Consider the following 16198-nt stretch of genomic DNA (forward strand, 5'->3'; position numbering starts at 1 on the left):
TCATTCTTGGAGCCCAGTCATTCTTGGGCCCAGTCATTCTTGGAAGGCGCGGGCACGCACACGCTCCAAAGGTTGCAGCAGGTAGTCGATCACCCGGCGGCGCTTGGCGAGTATATCGATCTCAGCGATCATGCCAGGGATGATGCGGACTGCAGCGCCGTCTGCGTCGTAAAGCGCGCCTTCAGTGCGCACGACGATCACGAAGACCTCCGCTTCATCGCGTTCGCTGCGGCGCACCGCATCGGCACCGATACGCAGGATCCGGCCCTCAAGCGCGCCGTAGCGGGTGAAATCATAGGCAGTCAGCTTCACCCGCACCGGCTGGTCGGGGCGCAGGAAGGCGATGTCCTGGGGCAGAACATACGCCTCCACCAGCAGTGTGTCGTTCAGCGGCACGATCTCGGCCACTTCTTCGCCTGCACGCACAGCGCCCCCGATCGTGCGCCGATGGAGCCGGTTGACGATGCCTGCGACCGGGGCGCGCAGGACTGCACGGGCGGCCATGCTTTCCAGAGCAGGCAATGAGGGGCGTAACGCGGCCAGCTCGCCAGTGGCATCGGCCAGTTCGCGCAGCGCCTCGGCTGCAAATTGACTGCGGGTGGCAGCTATAGTGTCTTCAACCTCGGCCAGGGCTGTCTCCAAGCGCGCCAGCGCCGCCTCGGCCCCGGCAATCCTCCCGCCAATCTCTTCCTCCTGACGGCGCAGGGTCAGAAGCGTTGTTTGCGGCTCCACACCGCGTTCCACCAGAGGCGCGATGATCGCCCGCTCCTCGGCAAGGATATCTCGGGTCCGGGTGGCCGTTCTGATCTCGGTGCGGGCTTCAAGCTGTTCCTGCCTGCGCTGTTCCCTCCGCCGATCCAGAACGCTGATCTCAGAGGCAAGCGCAGCGGCGCGCCCGGCATGCAAAGCGCGTTCACTGACTACCAGCTCTGGTGCCGCAGCCTCAAGCGCGGCTGCAAATACCGGAGCGCGGCCTTCAATCTCGGCGGAAAGCCGTTCGATCCGGGTTTGTAGCGCAATGGCGCGCTGGACCTCCCGGTCAAGCTGGCTGGTCTGGGCCAACCCGTCTAGCTCAACCAGCGGTGCGCCCGCCTCAACAATTGCGCCCTCTTCAACAAAGACAGCACGGATCACACCTGCCTCTGCGGCCTGGACCCGCTGGACATCGCCTGCGGGAACAATCCGGCCGGGCGCGCGGGTGACATCGTCGATCTCGGTCAACCAGGCCCACAGAAACACCGCCCCAATCACGGCGAATATCGTGAACAAAAGAGCGGAGGCCCGGAGCGGCGTGCGCCCTTTCATCTCCTGCACCAGTCGGTCGAGGTCCCGCGGCGTGCTCATGCGTCGGCCCTAGCAGCCTGACGCCGGGTGAGCAGACTTTTTGGCCCATCGGCGACCACCTTGCCGCCATCAATCACGATCACCCTGTCGACCAGCTCCAACAGGCTGGTCCGGTGCGTGATCACGATCAGGGTCCGGCCGTCGAGAACGCCCTTCAATCGCGCAATCAGCGCCGCTTCACTCTGGATATCCATGGAAGCCGTTGGTTCGTCTAGCAGCAGGATCGGTGGGTCCCCCATCAGGGCGCGCGCCAGCACCACGGCTTGCCGCTGGCCACCCGACAGGCCCTGACCCCGCTCGCCAATGCGCATGTCGTAGCCTTCGGGATGACGCGCCGCGAACTCCTCAACCCCGGCCAGGCGGGCTGCTTCCAATATATCCTCATCGCGCGGGCGCGCCGCACCAAATGCGATGTTCTCGCGCAGCGAACCGGACAAAAGCCAGGGCTCCTGAAGCACCGCGCCGATATTGCGCCTCAGGTCCGTCGGATCGATCTGGCGAATGTCGATCCCGTCGGCCAGCACGGCCCCCTCGGTCGGGCGGTAGAGCCCGAGCAAGAGCCGCGCGATGGTGCTCTTGCCTGACCCGATCGGCCCCATGATTGCAACGCGTTCACCCGGTGCGATGTCAAAACTGACCCCGTCAACCGCTGCGCTCTGCTGGTCGGGGTAGGTAAAGTTGACCCCATCAAAGCGTACCTCGCCTGAGAGCCGGGGGCGCGACAGGAACTGCCGTCCCGCAGGATGTTCGCCCGGAGCCTGCATCAGGGCTTCCAGACTGCGGTAGGAGCTGCGTGCCTGATGCAGACGGGTCAGCGTTTGTGCGATCAGCGCCAGCGGGGCCAATGCACGGCCCGTCAAGATCACCGCAGCAATCAGCACACCCGAGGTGATCTGGCCCGATACGACCAGCAGTGCGCCGTAGACCACGATGAGGATCTGCGCGCCTTGTTGGATGAGGCCTGTGGCATTGATTGCGCCTTGCGTGACTGCCCGGCTCTTGACCGCATAGACCGACTGGCGCCCGATCGCTTCGGCCCAGCGGGCGCGCATCTGACGTCCCGCACCAGCGGCCTTGATAGCCTCGATCCCGGTCAACGTCTCCACAAGGACGGTCTGCTTCATTTGACCCTCTGCCAGTACCCGATCCGCGAGACGGCCCAGCATGGGCTGAACCGCCACGCCGATCAGCAAGACCACGGGCACTGCGATCGCGGGCACTACGGCAAGCGGCCCGCCGAGCAGGAATATTGCGCCAATGAAAATCACCACAAAAGGCAGATCCACCAAGGCAACCATCGTTGCGGAGGTGAAGAAGTCTCGCAGGCTCTCAAACTCACGCATGGTGGCCGATACAGCGCCCACCGAGCCTTTGCGCGCACCCATCTCGGTCTCGATAATGTGGTCGAACACGCGCTGGCCCATGTCGAGATCGGCGCGCTTGCCCGCATGGTCGATAAAGCCTGCGCGCAGCGTCTTCAGGATCAGATCAAACGCCAGGGCAACTCCGACACCTATCGTCAGCGCAAACAGCGACTCTGTGGCTGCGGAGGGTAGGATCCGGTCATAGACCACCATGGTGAAAAGCGAGGTAACCAGTGCCAGGCTGTTGATCATCATCGCGGCGAAGCCCACCTGAATATAGGCCCAACGGTTCATGGCAATCGCGTCCCGAAACCAATGGCCCCGCACGCCCGCATCGCGCTCATCGCTGGCGTGACGGTATTCGGGCTTCAGGATCAGGACATGACCCGTCAGGTCGGCAGACAGGTCCACGACCGACATCTCGATCAGGCCGTCTCCTGAGCGCGGGTCATGAACCGCGGCACCCTTGTCGTCGCGGCGGTGCAAGACGACAGCACCACCGGACTTGGTCAGCAAGATTGCCGGCATCAGGCCCGCATCGATCTCGCCGAGCGGGTGGTGACCGAAAGCGGCTTGTAACCCGGCCTGTTCGGCGGCGGCAATCACCCCGCGCAGGCCGGCCACAACTCCGCTATGATCATGGCCTGCCAGAACGTCATGCAGCGCCCCGAGGGTCATGGGACGTCCGTGATGCGCTGCGACATGCTGAACGCAGCGCTCCAGCACAGTGGCCACCCCTTGGGTCGGCGCAGCCGATGCGACATCAAGCCCACTCATTCGCGCGCTCCTCCAGAGTAAGGCGCAGCGGGCAAGGTCACACCGAACACGTCCAGAATGTCGCCCGTGGCGGCCAGCACCGCATAGCCCAGCACGGCTTGATCATGTTCCACCAGAATCTGCTGGCGTTCCGAGGCCAATGCCTCACGTTCTGCATCAAGAAGTTCGATCAGACTGCGGCGTCCAGCCTGGAACTGATCCCGGGCGAGCTCAAGGTTGGCGCGGTTCGCCTCGGTCGCGGCGCGGGCTGCGGACAGGCGGTCAGGCATGACCCCCAATTCAGCGGACAGGATCCGCAACCGACTGTCAAGTTCACGGCGGATGGCGTCCAAATCAACCCGCCGGGCGTCGATGCGCGCCTCAGCGGCCGCGACCCGGGCAGTCCGACCACGTGAGGGGGACAGGAGTTGTTCCGAAGCGAGCCCCGCCACCGCCCGAGATCCGGGGATCGCCGAGACAGAGACAGACACGGTCGGCACCCGCCCGGCCAGTGCCGCCGCATGCTCGGCTTGTGCCGCCAGGACCTCGGCTTCTGCCCGGCGCAGCGTCGGGCTCTCCGCAGCCCCACCGTCCGGCGCACGGGGTGCCTGCGGCGGCAGGCTGAGCTGCGCCAAGGGCGCGCGCCCGAAAACTTCCTCAAAGATAGCCTCGGCACGGATCACCTCAGAGCGGGCCGCGACCACGGCAGCACGGTCATTTGCAAGACGGCTCTGTGCCGTCAGCGTTTCTGCGCTCGATCCCAGACCACCCGCTGACCTGTCCTCGATCTGGGCTGTGGTTGCCTCCAGAGAGGCCAATGATGCCTCCGATGCCCTCATCAGCGCCCGAGCAGTTGCCAACCGGGCCCAGGCCTCGACCGCGGAAAGGGCCGCGCGCGATCCAGCGTCCAACCGTCCGGCCAGACCCCCCAGCACCCGCGCCTTGGCTGCCGTCTGGCGCGCCTCGCTGGCGCCCCCATCATAAAGAAGCTGCGAGATCGCACCGAAGGAGGCCACGCCGAAGTCGCCGCTATTGTGCGGGCGCAGACCGACTGAGATCTGCGGCAAAAAGGCCCCGCTTTCGGCGAGGAGACCTGCTTCGGCTTCGCGCAGCGCCGCTTGCCCCCGCCCGAGCGTCGGGCTGGTTGTGACGGCTTGTGCCACCGCCCGCCCGAAATCACTACCTGCAAGAGATGCAGGAAGCCTGGCTTCACGGGTGATAACAGCCGTCTCAAGCGGAGTTAGGTCCGGCGGGGTTGCGCAGGCGCTTAGCAGCGCTGTCATGATCAGTGCTGCTGCGGGGAGGATCCGTGTCATTGTCTGGTCAGTCCCGGAAACTGGATCAGCGGTTCATCGCCGGACGCGTCCGTGGCAAGCGCTGACAAAAAGCCCGCACCGGCCTTACGGTGTTTGCGGTTAAAAGAAGTGAGCGGTTGTGGCAGTGGGGCCGAACTCAGGAGCCGCTCGGCCTTCGCCATCCAGCCCAGATGCGCAAGCGAAACGAGCCCCGCATGCAGCAGCCCCAGCGCTCCGGACCGGTGCAGCGTCACGACGGCAGCCTCGTCAAGTGTGGCGGCCACGCTCGCGTCGACCACCAACATGCACCCGTCCCCGTCGAGTGCGGCCAACAGGCCCAGATCGCGCAAAGATTTGGCGGCACGGACGGTCGCAGGCAGCGCTTCAGCGTGCCCCTTGAGTAGGGCCGCTGTTTGGGCTGTCTGCGGCGCGAGGATGGGCGGGGAGCCATCGCTTTGTGTGAACATCCGGTGCTGTCCCGATCCCTTCGAGACGAGACCGCTTTGTTCATTTAGCGCGAGCGCATGGCCGCCTCCGGGCACCTCGACCAGATCGAAGGGCCAGGCGGCCAGACGTGGGGGCAGCCAGGCGGCCTGCCACTGGCCATCTTGCCCGATAAAAGCCGATCGGCCCTGCGACCCACGGCGCAACAGCACATGTGGCTTGATGCCGGCCGGTCCGGGGACAAAAACCAACACAAAGCACGAGGCGGCAGAAACCACCTCGATATGTGTCACTGCTACGCTGCGCCAGTCGAGCGCAAAAGCGTAGCCGTCTGGCATTTGCCACGACCAAGCGCCGTGACGGACCCAGCTGACGGGCTGGGCGGCTTTTGCCTCGTCTATCATCACGTACACGTCTACCACCACGTATCAGAGCATCACATGCGCAGCGACGAGATCTTCAAGCCGGATGTCCTCGAGGATCATTACCGTATTCACATCAAAGGTGATCCGGGTGTCATGTCCGCCTGGACCTTCGGCTGACAGCAGCGCCTGGAACGTCGCAAAGTTTGCTATGCCAAACGCTGTGATATCCAGCCGATCGCCTTCCCCTCCGTCGAAATCGATCACCGTAGTGGTGCCGTCAAGGTTGCGGGCCACAAAGATATCCGCACCGGCCCCGCCAGACAAGCGGTCGGTCCCACCGCCGCCGTCCAGCGTGTCCGCGCCGGTTCCGGCGAAGATCACATCGTTTGCAGCCGTGCCGGTCAGCGTATCATTACCCACCGTGCCCACCTGCGTTGCCGCGCCGCTGAAATCACCGCCAAACACTACAAAGCTCGCGCCGGAGTTGGCGCCATTCGGGGCGTCGAACGGGGCCCCAACGATCAGGTCATCAAACCCGTCGCCGTTCACATCGCCCGCAGAACTCACCGAATTGCCCGAGAAGTCATCCGCCGACACGCCGTTGATCACAAAGCCGCCGGTGCCCGCCTCAATCGCCGACAGCTCCACCGCCGTGCTGTCCGTCTTGCCAAACACCACAAAGCTCGCGCCGGAGTAGTCGCCATTCGGGTCGTCGTACTTGGCCCCGACGATTAGGTCATCAAATCCATCGCCGTTCACATCGCCCGCAGAACTGACCGAATAGCCCGAGTAGTCACCATCCGACACGCCGTTGATCACAAAGCCGCCGGTGCCCGCCTCAATCGCTGACAGCTCCACCGCCGTGCTGTCCGTCTTGCCAAACACCACAAAGCTCGCGCCGGAGTAGTCGCCATTCGGGTCGTCGTACGGGGCCCCAACGATCAGATCGTCAAACCCGTCGCCGTTCACATCGCCCGCAGAACTCACCGAAATGCCCGATTGGTCATACGCCGACATGCCGTTGATCACGAAGCCGCCGGTGCCCGCCGCAATCGCCGACAGCTCCACCGCCGTGCCGTCCGTCTTGCCAAACACCACAAAGCTCGCGCCGGAGGAGACGCCATTCGGGTCGTCGCCATTGGCCCCAACGATCAGATCGTCAAACCCATCGCCGTTCACATCGCCCGCAGAACTCACCGAATAGCCCGAGCGGTCACTCGCCGACACGCCGTTGATCACAAAGCCGCCGGTGCCCGCCTCAATCGCCGACAGCTCCACCGCCGTGCCGTCCGTCTTGCCAAACACCACAAAGCTCGCGCCAGATTCGTTGCCATTTGGGTCGTCGCCCCTGGCCCCGACGATCAGGTCATCAAACCCGTCGCCGTTTACATCGCCCGCAGAACTCACCGACCAGCCCGACTGGTCAAGCGCCGACACGCCGTTGATCACAAAGCCGCCGGTGCCCGCCTCGATGGCTGACAGTTCCACCGCCGTGCCGTCCGTCTTGCCAAACACCACAAAGCTCGCGCCGGAGGAGACGCCATTCGGGTCGTCGCCTAAGGCCCCGACGATCAGGTCGTCAAACCCGTCGCCGTTCACATCGCCCGCAGAACTCACCGAAAAGCCTGAGTTGTCATTCGCCGACACGCCGTTGATCACAAAGCCGCCGGTGCCCGCCTCAACGTCCGATAGCTGCACCGCCGTGCCGTTCGTCTTGCCAAACACCACAAAGCTCGCGCCGGATCTGTCGCCATTCGGGTCGTCGAACGGGGCCCCAACGATCAGATCGTCAAACCCATCGCCGTTCACATCGCCCGCAGAACTCACCGAAAAGCCCGACTCGTCACCCGCCGACACGCCGTTGATCACGAAGCCGCCGGTGCCCGCCGCGATGGCGGAGAGTTCGACGGCTGGCAACGGCGCCGCCGGCAGACCAATCCCCACAACCCCGTCCTGCAGCTCTAGCCGGGCATTGCCGTTGGTGTAGACCGTGAAACTACCGGTGTCGGTAAGCGTGCCCGCATAAACCCAGCCGGTATCTGCCAGCGTCAGCGTGTCGCTGCCCCCGCCCAGCACCCGCAGGGTGTTCGACGTATCCGACAGCCGCAAAAGCTCGAGCGCCGATAGCGTCAGCGCGTTTCCGCCCGCCGCCAGGTCGATCACTTCGATCCCGCTCAACGAAGTATTGTCGAGCACGGTCAGATCCAGCGCCAGACTGGCGCCGCTTAACCGGAACGTGTCGGTACCCGCGCCGCCGTCGATCCGCGCAAACGCAAGATCGCCAACCGAGAGAACATCATCGCCCGCGCCGCCGCGCAGCACATCCGCGCCGCCGCCGCCGTCAAGCGTGTCGTTGCCGGTGCCGCCAATCAGCACATCGTTTGCAGCCGTGCCGGTCAGCGTATCATTACCCACCGTGCCCACTTGCGTTGCAGCGCCGCTGAAGTTTCCGCCAAACACCACAAAGCTCGCGCCGGAGTTGCTTAAATTTGGGTCATCGCCCGGGGCCCCGACGATCAGATCGTCGAACCCGTCGCCGTTTACATCGCCCGCAGAACTCACCGACCAGCCCGATTGGTCATACTCTGACACGCCGTTGATCACGAAGCCGCCGGTGCCCGCCTCGATCGCCGACAGCTCCACCGCCGTGCCGTCGGTCTTGCCAAACACCACAAAGCTCGCGCCGGAGTAGCTGCCATTCGGGTTGTCGCGGTAGGCCCCGACGATCAGATCGTCGAACCCATCGCCGTTCACATCGCCCGCAGAACTCACCGAAAAGCCCGAGTAGTCATCCGCCGACACGCCGTTGATCACAAAACCGCCGGTGCCCGCCTCAATCGCCGATAGCTGCACCGCCGTGCCGTCCGTCTTGCCAAACACCACAAAGCTCGCGCCAGAGTAGCTGCCATTCGGGTCGTCGGCCCAGGCCCCGACGATCAGATCGTCGAACCCATCGCCGTTCACATCGCCCGCAGAACTCACCGAAAAGCCCGAGTAGTCATCCGCCGACACGCCGTTGATCACAAAACCGCCGGTGCCCGCCTCAATCGCCGATAGCTGCACCGCCGTGCCGTCCGTCTTGCCAAACACCACAAAGCTCGCGCCAGATCTGTCGCCATTCGGGTCGTCGGCCCAGGCCCCGACGATCAGATCGTCAAACCCGTCGCCGTTCACATCGCCCGCAGAACTCACCGACCGGCCCGAGGAGTCATGCGCCGATGCGCCGTTGATCACAAAGCCGCCGGTGCCCGCCGCAATCGCCGACAGCTCCACCGCCGTGCCGTCCGTCTTGCCAAACACCACAAAGCTCGCGCCGGAGCCGTCGCCATTCGGGTCGTCGCCCCGGGCCCCGACGATCAGATCGTCGAACCCGTCGCCGTTCACATCGCCCGCAGAACTCACCGACCGGCCCGATTGGTCATACTCTGACACGCCGTTAATCACAAAGCCGCCGGTGCCCGCCTCGATCGCCGACAGCTCCACCGCCGTGCCGTCCGTCTTGCCAAACACCACAAAGCTCGCGCCGGAGTCGCTGTTGCCATTCGGGTCGTCCAACCAGGCCCCGACGATCAGATCGTCGAACCCGTCGCCGTTCACATCGCCCGCAGAACTCACCGAACTACCCGACTGGTCACCCGCCGACACGCCGTTGATCACAAAGCCGCCAGTGCCAGCCGCAATCGCCGACAGCTGCACCGCCGTGCCGTCCGTCTTGCCAAACACCACAAAGCTCGCGCCGGAGTTGCTGCCATTCGGGTCGTCGCCGTAGGCCCCGACGATCAAATCGTCAAACCCGTCGCCGTTCACATCGCCCGCAGAACTCACCGACCGGCCCGAGGAGTCATGCGCCGATGCGCCGTTGATCACAAAGCCGCCGGTGCCCGCCGCGATGGCGGATAGTTCGACGGGCTCAATGGGTTCATTCACGCCCGTAATCGTGACTGTGACGATCTGTGTGGTTCCGTCTGCCGTCACCGCCGTAAAGCTGTCGGTCAGCGTGGCGCCCAGGCTGAGCGCCTGGATCGCGGCCTGCGTGTTATCGGCCGCATAGGTCCAGACCCCGTCCGTGCCCAGCGTGAACGTGCCATAGCTGTTCGAGCCAGCGGTCGACGCCTGTGCTGCAAACACCGCTTGGCCCGTATCGGCATCCGTCACCGTCAGGGTTCCGGTGGTGGTCAGAGAGGTCGCATCATCCTCGGTCACAGCTCCGGTTGAAACACCCGCGATCACCGCACCGTCATTCACGCCCGTAATCGTGACAGTAACCACCTGCGTGGTCCCGTCCGCCGTCACCGCCGTAAAGGCGTCAGTCAGCGTGGCACCCGTGCCAAGCGCCTGGATCGCGGCTTGCGTGTTATCTGCCGCATAGGTCCAGACCCCGTCCGTGCCCAGCGTGAACGTGCCATAGCTGTTCGAGCCAGCGGTCGACGCCTGTGCTGCAAACACCGCTTGGCCCGTATCGGCATCCGTCACCGTCAGGGTTCCGGAGGTGGTCAGAGAGGCCAAGGTATCCTCGGTCACAGCGCCGGTTGAAACACCCGCGATCACCGCGCCATCATTCACGCCCGTGATCGTCACCGTCACGACCCGTGTGGTTCCGTCCGCCGTCACCGCCGTAAAGCTGTCGGTCAGCGTGGCGCCCGTGCCAAGCGCCTGGATCGCGGCTTGCGTGTTATCTGCCGCATAGGTCCAGACCCCGTCCGTGCCCAGCGTGAACGCGCCATGCCCGTTTGAGCCCGTAGTCGACTCCTGTGCTGCAAACACCGCTTGGCCCGTATCGGCATCCGTCACAGTCAGGGTTCCGGAGGTGGTCAGAGAGGCCAAGGTATCCTCGGTCACAGCGCCGGTTGAAACACCCGCGATCACCGCGCCATCATTCACGCCCGTGATCGTCACCGTCACGACCCGTGTGGTTCCGTCCGCCGTCACCGCCGTAAAGCTGTCGGTCAGCGTGGCGCCCGTGCCAAGCGCCTGGATCGCGGCCTGCGTGTTGTCCGCCGCATAGCTCCAGGCCCCGTCCGTGCCCAGCGTGAACGTGCCATGCCCGTTTGAGCCCGCAGTCGACTCCTGTGCTGCAAACACCGCTTGGCCCGTATCGGCATCCGTCACAGTCAGGGTTCCGGAGGTGGTCAGAGAGGCCAAGGTATCCTCGGTCACAGCGCCGGTTGAAACACCCGCGATCACCGCGCCATCATTCACGCCCGTGATCGTCACCGTCACGACCTGTGTGGTTCCGTCCGCCGTCACCGCCGTAAAGCTGTCGGTCAGCGTGGCGCCCGTGCCAAGCGCCTGGATCGCGGCCTGCGTGTTGTCCGCCGCATAGCTCCAGGCCCCGTCCGTGCCCAGCGTGAACGTGCCATAGCTGTTCGAGCCAGCGGTCGACGCCTGTGCTGCAAACACCGCTTGGCCCGTATCGGCATCCGTCACAGTCAGGGTTCCGGAGGTGGTCAGAGAGGCCAAGGTATCCTCGGTCACAGCGCCGGTTGAAACACCCGCGATCACCGCGCCATCATTCACGCCCGTGATCGTCACCGTCACGACCCGTGTGGTTCCGTCCGCCGTCACCGCCGTAAAGCTGTCGGTCAGCGTGGCGCCCGTGCCAAGCGCCTGGATCGCGGCCTGCGTGTTGTCCGCCGCATAGCTCCAGGCCCCGTCCGTGCCCAGCGTGAACGTGCCATGCCCGTTTGAGCCCGCAGTCGACTCCTGTGCTGCAAACACCGCTTGGCCCGTATCGGCATCCGTCACAGTCAGGGTTCCGGAGGTGGTCAGAGAGGCCAAGGTATCCTCGGTCACAGCGCCGGTTGAAACACCCGCGATCACCGCGCCATCATTCACGCCCGTGATCGTCACCGTCACGACCCGTGTGGTTCCGTCCGCCGTCACCGCCGTAAAGCTGTCGGTCAGCGTGGCGCCCGTGCCAAGCGCCTGGATCGCGGCCTGCGTGTTGTCCGCCGCATAGCTCCAGGCCCCGTCCGTGCCCAGCGTGAACGTGCCATGCCCGTTTGAGCCCGCAGTCGACTCCTGTGCTGCAAACACCGCTTGGCCCGTATCGGCATCCGTCACAGTCAGGGTTCCGGAGGTGGTCAGAGAGGCCAAGGTATCCTCGGTCACAGCGCCGGTTGAAACACCCGCGATCACCGCGCCATCATTCACGCCCGTGATCGTCACCGTCACGACCTGTGTGGTTCCGTCCGCCGTCACCGCCGTAAAGCTGTCGGTCAGCGTGGCGCCCGTGCCAAGCGCCTGGATCGCGGCCTGCGTGTTGTCCGCCGCATAGCTCCAGGCCCCGTCCGTGCCCAGCGTGAACGTGCCATAGCTGTTCGAGCCAGCGGTCGACGCCTGTGCTGCAAACACCGCTTGGCCCGTATCGGCATCCGTCACAGTCAGGGTTCCGGAGGTGGTCAGAGAGGCCAAGGTATCCTCGGTCACAGCGCCGGTTGAAACACCCGCGATCACCGCGCCATCATTCACGCCCGTGATCGTCACCGTCACGACCCGTGTGGTTCCGTCCGCCGTCACCGCCGTAAAGCTGTCGGTCAGCGTGGCGCCCGTGCCAAGCGCCTGGATCGCGGCCTGCGTGTTGTCCGCCGCATAGCTCCAGGCCCCGTCCGTGCCCAGCGTGAACGTGCCATGCCCGTTTGAGCCCGCAGTCGACTCCTGTGCTGCAAACACCGCTTGGCCCGTATCGGCATCCGTCACAGTCAGGGTTCCGGAGGTGGTCAGAGAGGCCAAGGTATCCTCGGTCACAGCGCCGGTTGAAACACCCGCGATCACCGCGCCATCATTCACGCCCGTGATCGTCACCGTCACGACCCGTGTGGTTCCGTCCGCCGTCACCGCCGTAAAGCTGTCGGTCAGCGTGGCGCCCGTGCCAAGCGCCTGGATCGCGGCTTGCGTGTTATCTGCCGCATAGCTCCAGGCCCCGTCCGTGCCCAGCGTGAACGTGCCATGCCCGTTTGAGCCCGCAGTCGACTCCTGTGCTGCAAACACCGCTTGGCCCGTATCGGCATCCGTCACCGTCAGGGTTCCGGAGGTGGTCAGAGAGGCCAAGGTATCCTCGGTCACAGCGCCGGTTGAAACACCCGCGATCACCGCGCCATCATTCACGCCCGTGATCGTCACCGTCACGACCCGTGTGGTTCCGTCCGCCGTCACCGCCGTAAAGCTGTCGGTCAGCGTGGCGCCCGTGCCAAGCGCCTGGATCGCGGCCTGCGTGTTGTCCGCCGCATAGCTCCAGGCCCCGTCCGTGCCCAGCGTGAACGTGCCATGCCCGTTTGAGCCCGCAGTCGACTCCTGTGCTGCAAACACCGCTTGGCCCGTATCGGCATCCGTCACAGTCAGGGTTCCGGAGGTGGTCAGAGAGGCCAAGGTATCCTCGGTCACAGCGCCGGTTGAAACACCCGCGATCACCGCACCGTCATTCACGCCCGTAATCGTGACAGTAACCACCTGCGTGGTCCCGTCCGCCGTCACCGCCGTAAAGGCGTCAGTCAGCGTGGCACCCGTGCCAAGCGCCTGGATCGCGGCTTGCGTGTTATCTGCCGCATAGGTCCAGACCCCGTCCGTGCCCAGCGTGAACGCGCCATGCCCGTTTGAGCCCGTAGTCGACTCCTGTGCTGCAAACACCGCTTGGCCCGTATCGGCATCCGTCACAGTCAGGGTTCCGGAGGTGGTCAGAGAGGCCAAGGTATCCTCGGTCACAGCGCCGGTTGAAACACCCGCGATCACCGCGCCATCATTCACGCCCGTGATCGTCACCGTCACGACCCGTGTGGTTCCGTCCGCCGTCACCGCCGTAAAGCTGTCGGTCAGCGTGGCGCCCGTGCCAAGCGCCTGGATCGCGGCCTGCGTGTTGTCCGCCGCATAGCTCCAGGCCCCGTCCGTGCCCAGCGTGAACGTGCCATGCCCGTTTGAGCCCGCAGTCGACTCCTGTGCTGCAAACACCGCTTGGCCCGTATCGGCATCCGTCACAGTCAGGGTTCCGGAGGTGGTCAGAGAGGCCAAGGTATCCTCGGTCACAGCGCCGGTTGAAACACCCGCGATCACCGCGCCATCATTCACGCCCGTGATCGTCACCGTCACGACCCGTGTGGTTCCGTCCGCCGTCACCGCCGTAAAGCTGTCGGTCAGCGTGGCGCCCGTGCCAAGCGCCTGGATCGCGGCCTGCGTGTTGTCCGCCGCATAGCTCCAGGCCCCGTCCGTGCCCAGCGTGAACGTGCCATGCCCGTTTGAGCCCGCAGTCGACTCCTGTGCTGCAAACACCGCTTGGCCCGTATCGGCATCCGTCACCGTCAGGGTTCCGGTGGTGGTCAAAGAGGTCGCATCATCCTCGGTCACAGCTCCGGTTGAAACACCCGCGATCACCGCAGGGACATTAATCGCTTCTGCTTCACTACCACCACCAGCTGCTGCGACACCGACAAGACCCGCAACCGCGCCGGCCAAAACGCCCACACCAGACAGACTTTCGGCCAGAGCGGCGATCTCGGCTGCAACGCTGTCAGTGACGGCGATCACACCCCCTTCTGTGATGGTATAAGAACCAGCCCCATAGGCATGCACGGATCCGTCCGACATCGTCACTTCCAGCGTGCCACTGTCTGTTACGCGGACGGATACGACCCCCATATCAGACGTGAGCACAACGTATCCGTCGGGGACCGTTTGCGCCTCGGCCACACCAGCGGCAATCAACGACACTGCAATCGCGCCAAGAATCGGACGCGTCCTATCAGGTGTCAAGACAGAGCGCTTGTCGCGGGTATCAGAAGAAGCTGCAACTTTTGGGTCGCGCTGCGAGTGATGGCCGCCAGCAGCCTCGTTAACCTTAAATGCCTTCATGGTTTTTCTTTCCTTAGACTATAAATACCGACATTCCCCAAGTGGCCAGCCGCTTGATGGCAAAATCGCCTAATTTTGCCGACAGATCAAGCGTTTTGGGCCCTGAGCGGCGTTTGCGTGCGCGAGAACGTTCGAATGCGGGCAGGTCGGGCCGCAAACTCGCATCATTCTGGCCCAGCATCGCCGTTCTTCAGCGCGGTGGACAGAACTGTCCTGCCGCTTTCGTTCAGTTTCTGTCAGGATCGCTGTCACGCACATGACGGAGGTGCTCGAAGGCGGTGGATCACAGTGAGGATGGCCCTGACCATCCGGCCGGTGACCGCGACTTCGGCCAGCTGGAAGGTGATGGCGCGGGCGTGACGCACGACGCGGGCACCCATCTTGATCAGCTTCAGTTGCAGGCTGGTCAGCGACCAGTTGGCCATGGCCTCTGGGAGCTCGATGCAGCGCAGGAACGTTGCCAGGTTGTAGGCCAGCGCGTGCAGTTGCAGCCGGACCTCATTGTCACGAAACCGCTTGCATGACAGCCGCGTCCAGCGGAAGGCGTATTTGCCTTCCTTGATGCATTGCCTGGCAGGGTATTGCGCAGCAATGTCCCGAGAAGGTGCTGCTCGGCGGTGCCACGCTGGTTGTAGAAGCTCACCACCCAGTCCGGATCCATCGGCATATTGGTGACGATGAAGCCGACTTTTGGGAACAGCTCGCCCGGATGCCATTCGATCTTGGCGATCACCCGGCGTGGCTTATCCCAGCTTTGCGCCTGATACTCGATGTCCTCGTAGATGCGCTTGACCTTGGTCAGCGACGGACGCCCCACAGGCCGGGTCAGTCGATGCGCGATCTTCTCCTTGAGCACTGCATTGGAGGGCAACCGGATGGTGTATAAATAGCCCGTCTCTTCCAGCCGCGCGTAGATCGCGGGGATCGCATAGGCGGCGTCGGCACGGAAGAAGCGCATGAGGTCGCGCATGGCATATCGGGCGATGACAGGATCGAGCACATCCTGCCAGCTGTCAGCACTGTGGACGTTGCCATTGCGCAGGGCGCAGCGTTCCAACATGCCGAACTGGTTAAACAAGAAGTTCGGGTGATAGCAGGTGCAGTCAAAATGCCCGTTCCAGGCCGAGCCCTCCTGGTCGCCATGGGTGGGGCTGACAGAACTGTCCATGTCCAGCACGATATACTTCAGCCCGTTGCGGTCGTGGAAGCGGTCGATCCATTGGCCGTTCAGGTCTGCCAGCGCCGCCCGGTTCGTGGGCAGGGCCAGCGTCTCAGTCTCGAACCGCCCCATTTGCGAGGCCGAGGCAGCCTGCGCATCCACTGCACGCCCACCTACGACTTGGCGCATGACCGGATCGAGGGACAGGCGGTCGGCGTCGTTGACATCTTCATACCCCGCCAACCGTCCATAGACCGATTGCCGGAACAGCCCGTCAAGCCGGTGGACGGTGTTCTTGCCGGTGCGGCTGTCGCGCAAGACATCGGACGCGAGGTCCGACAGCCCAAGCGCGTCATCCAACTCGCGCATCACTAGAAGACCGCCGTCGGAACTGAGCTGCGTGCCACGAAATTCCAGCCGCACCCGGCGGTCAAAACCAAGTCGCCCATCACCCGTTTCGCGTGCACCCTCTGGGTGATCCATAATCCGCCACCTTCAGCCCGATTAACATGCTGAAATATAACACGTTACTGGCAATCTGATGTGTGAAAACATCAAGTTACTTGGGAAATGCGGGAAGTGGCATGACGCTTGATGGAGAGATTGCCGAATTTTGCCGACAGATCAAGC

General features: G+C 64.1%; 5 protein-coding genes and 1 pseudogene. All 6 read right to left on the reverse strand.

Going from position 1 to position 16198, the window contains the following annotated elements; all coding sequences use genetic code 11:
- Positions 1–33: 33 nt before the first annotated feature.
- Positions 34–1344: an HlyD family type I secretion periplasmic adaptor subunit gene (locus tag RNZ50_26075; GenBank protein ID MDT8858431.1), complete on the reverse strand. Its 1311-nt coding sequence runs from the start codon at positions 1342–1344 to the stop codon at positions 34–36.
- Positions 1341–3485, reverse strand: coding sequence for a type I secretion system permease/ATPase (locus RNZ50_26080; GenBank protein MDT8858432.1), 2145 nt, complete (start codon positions 3483–3485; stop codon positions 1341–1343). Before RNZ50_26080 ends, RNZ50_26075 begins: the two co-directional genes overlap by 4 nt.
- Complete coding sequence (locus tag RNZ50_26085; GenBank protein MDT8858433.1) at positions 3482–4627, reverse strand: TolC family protein; 1146 nt, start codon at positions 4625–4627, stop codon at positions 3482–3484. Before RNZ50_26085 ends, RNZ50_26080 begins: the two co-directional genes overlap by 4 nt.
- A 149-nt stretch (positions 4628–4776) precedes the next feature.
- Positions 4777–5625, reverse strand: a complete 849-nt coding sequence (locus tag RNZ50_26090) for a SapC family protein (GenBank protein MDT8858434.1) — start codon at positions 5623–5625, stop codon at positions 4777–4779.
- 6 nt (positions 5626–5631) lie between these two features.
- Entirely contained in the window at positions 5632–14085 is an 8454-nt protein-coding gene (locus tag RNZ50_26095) for a VCBS domain-containing protein (GenBank protein MDT8858435.1), read from the reverse strand.
- A 572-nt stretch (positions 14086–14657) separates the two neighbouring features.
- Positions 14658–16051, reverse strand: a pseudogene (locus RNZ50_26100) (IS1380 family transposase).
- Positions 16052–16198: the final 147 nt, after the last annotated feature.

The sequence above is a fragment of the Paracoccaceae bacterium Fryx2 genome, assembly GCA_032334235.1.
Classification (GTDB): domain Bacteria; phylum Pseudomonadota; class Alphaproteobacteria; order Rhodobacterales; family Rhodobacteraceae; genus JAVSGI01.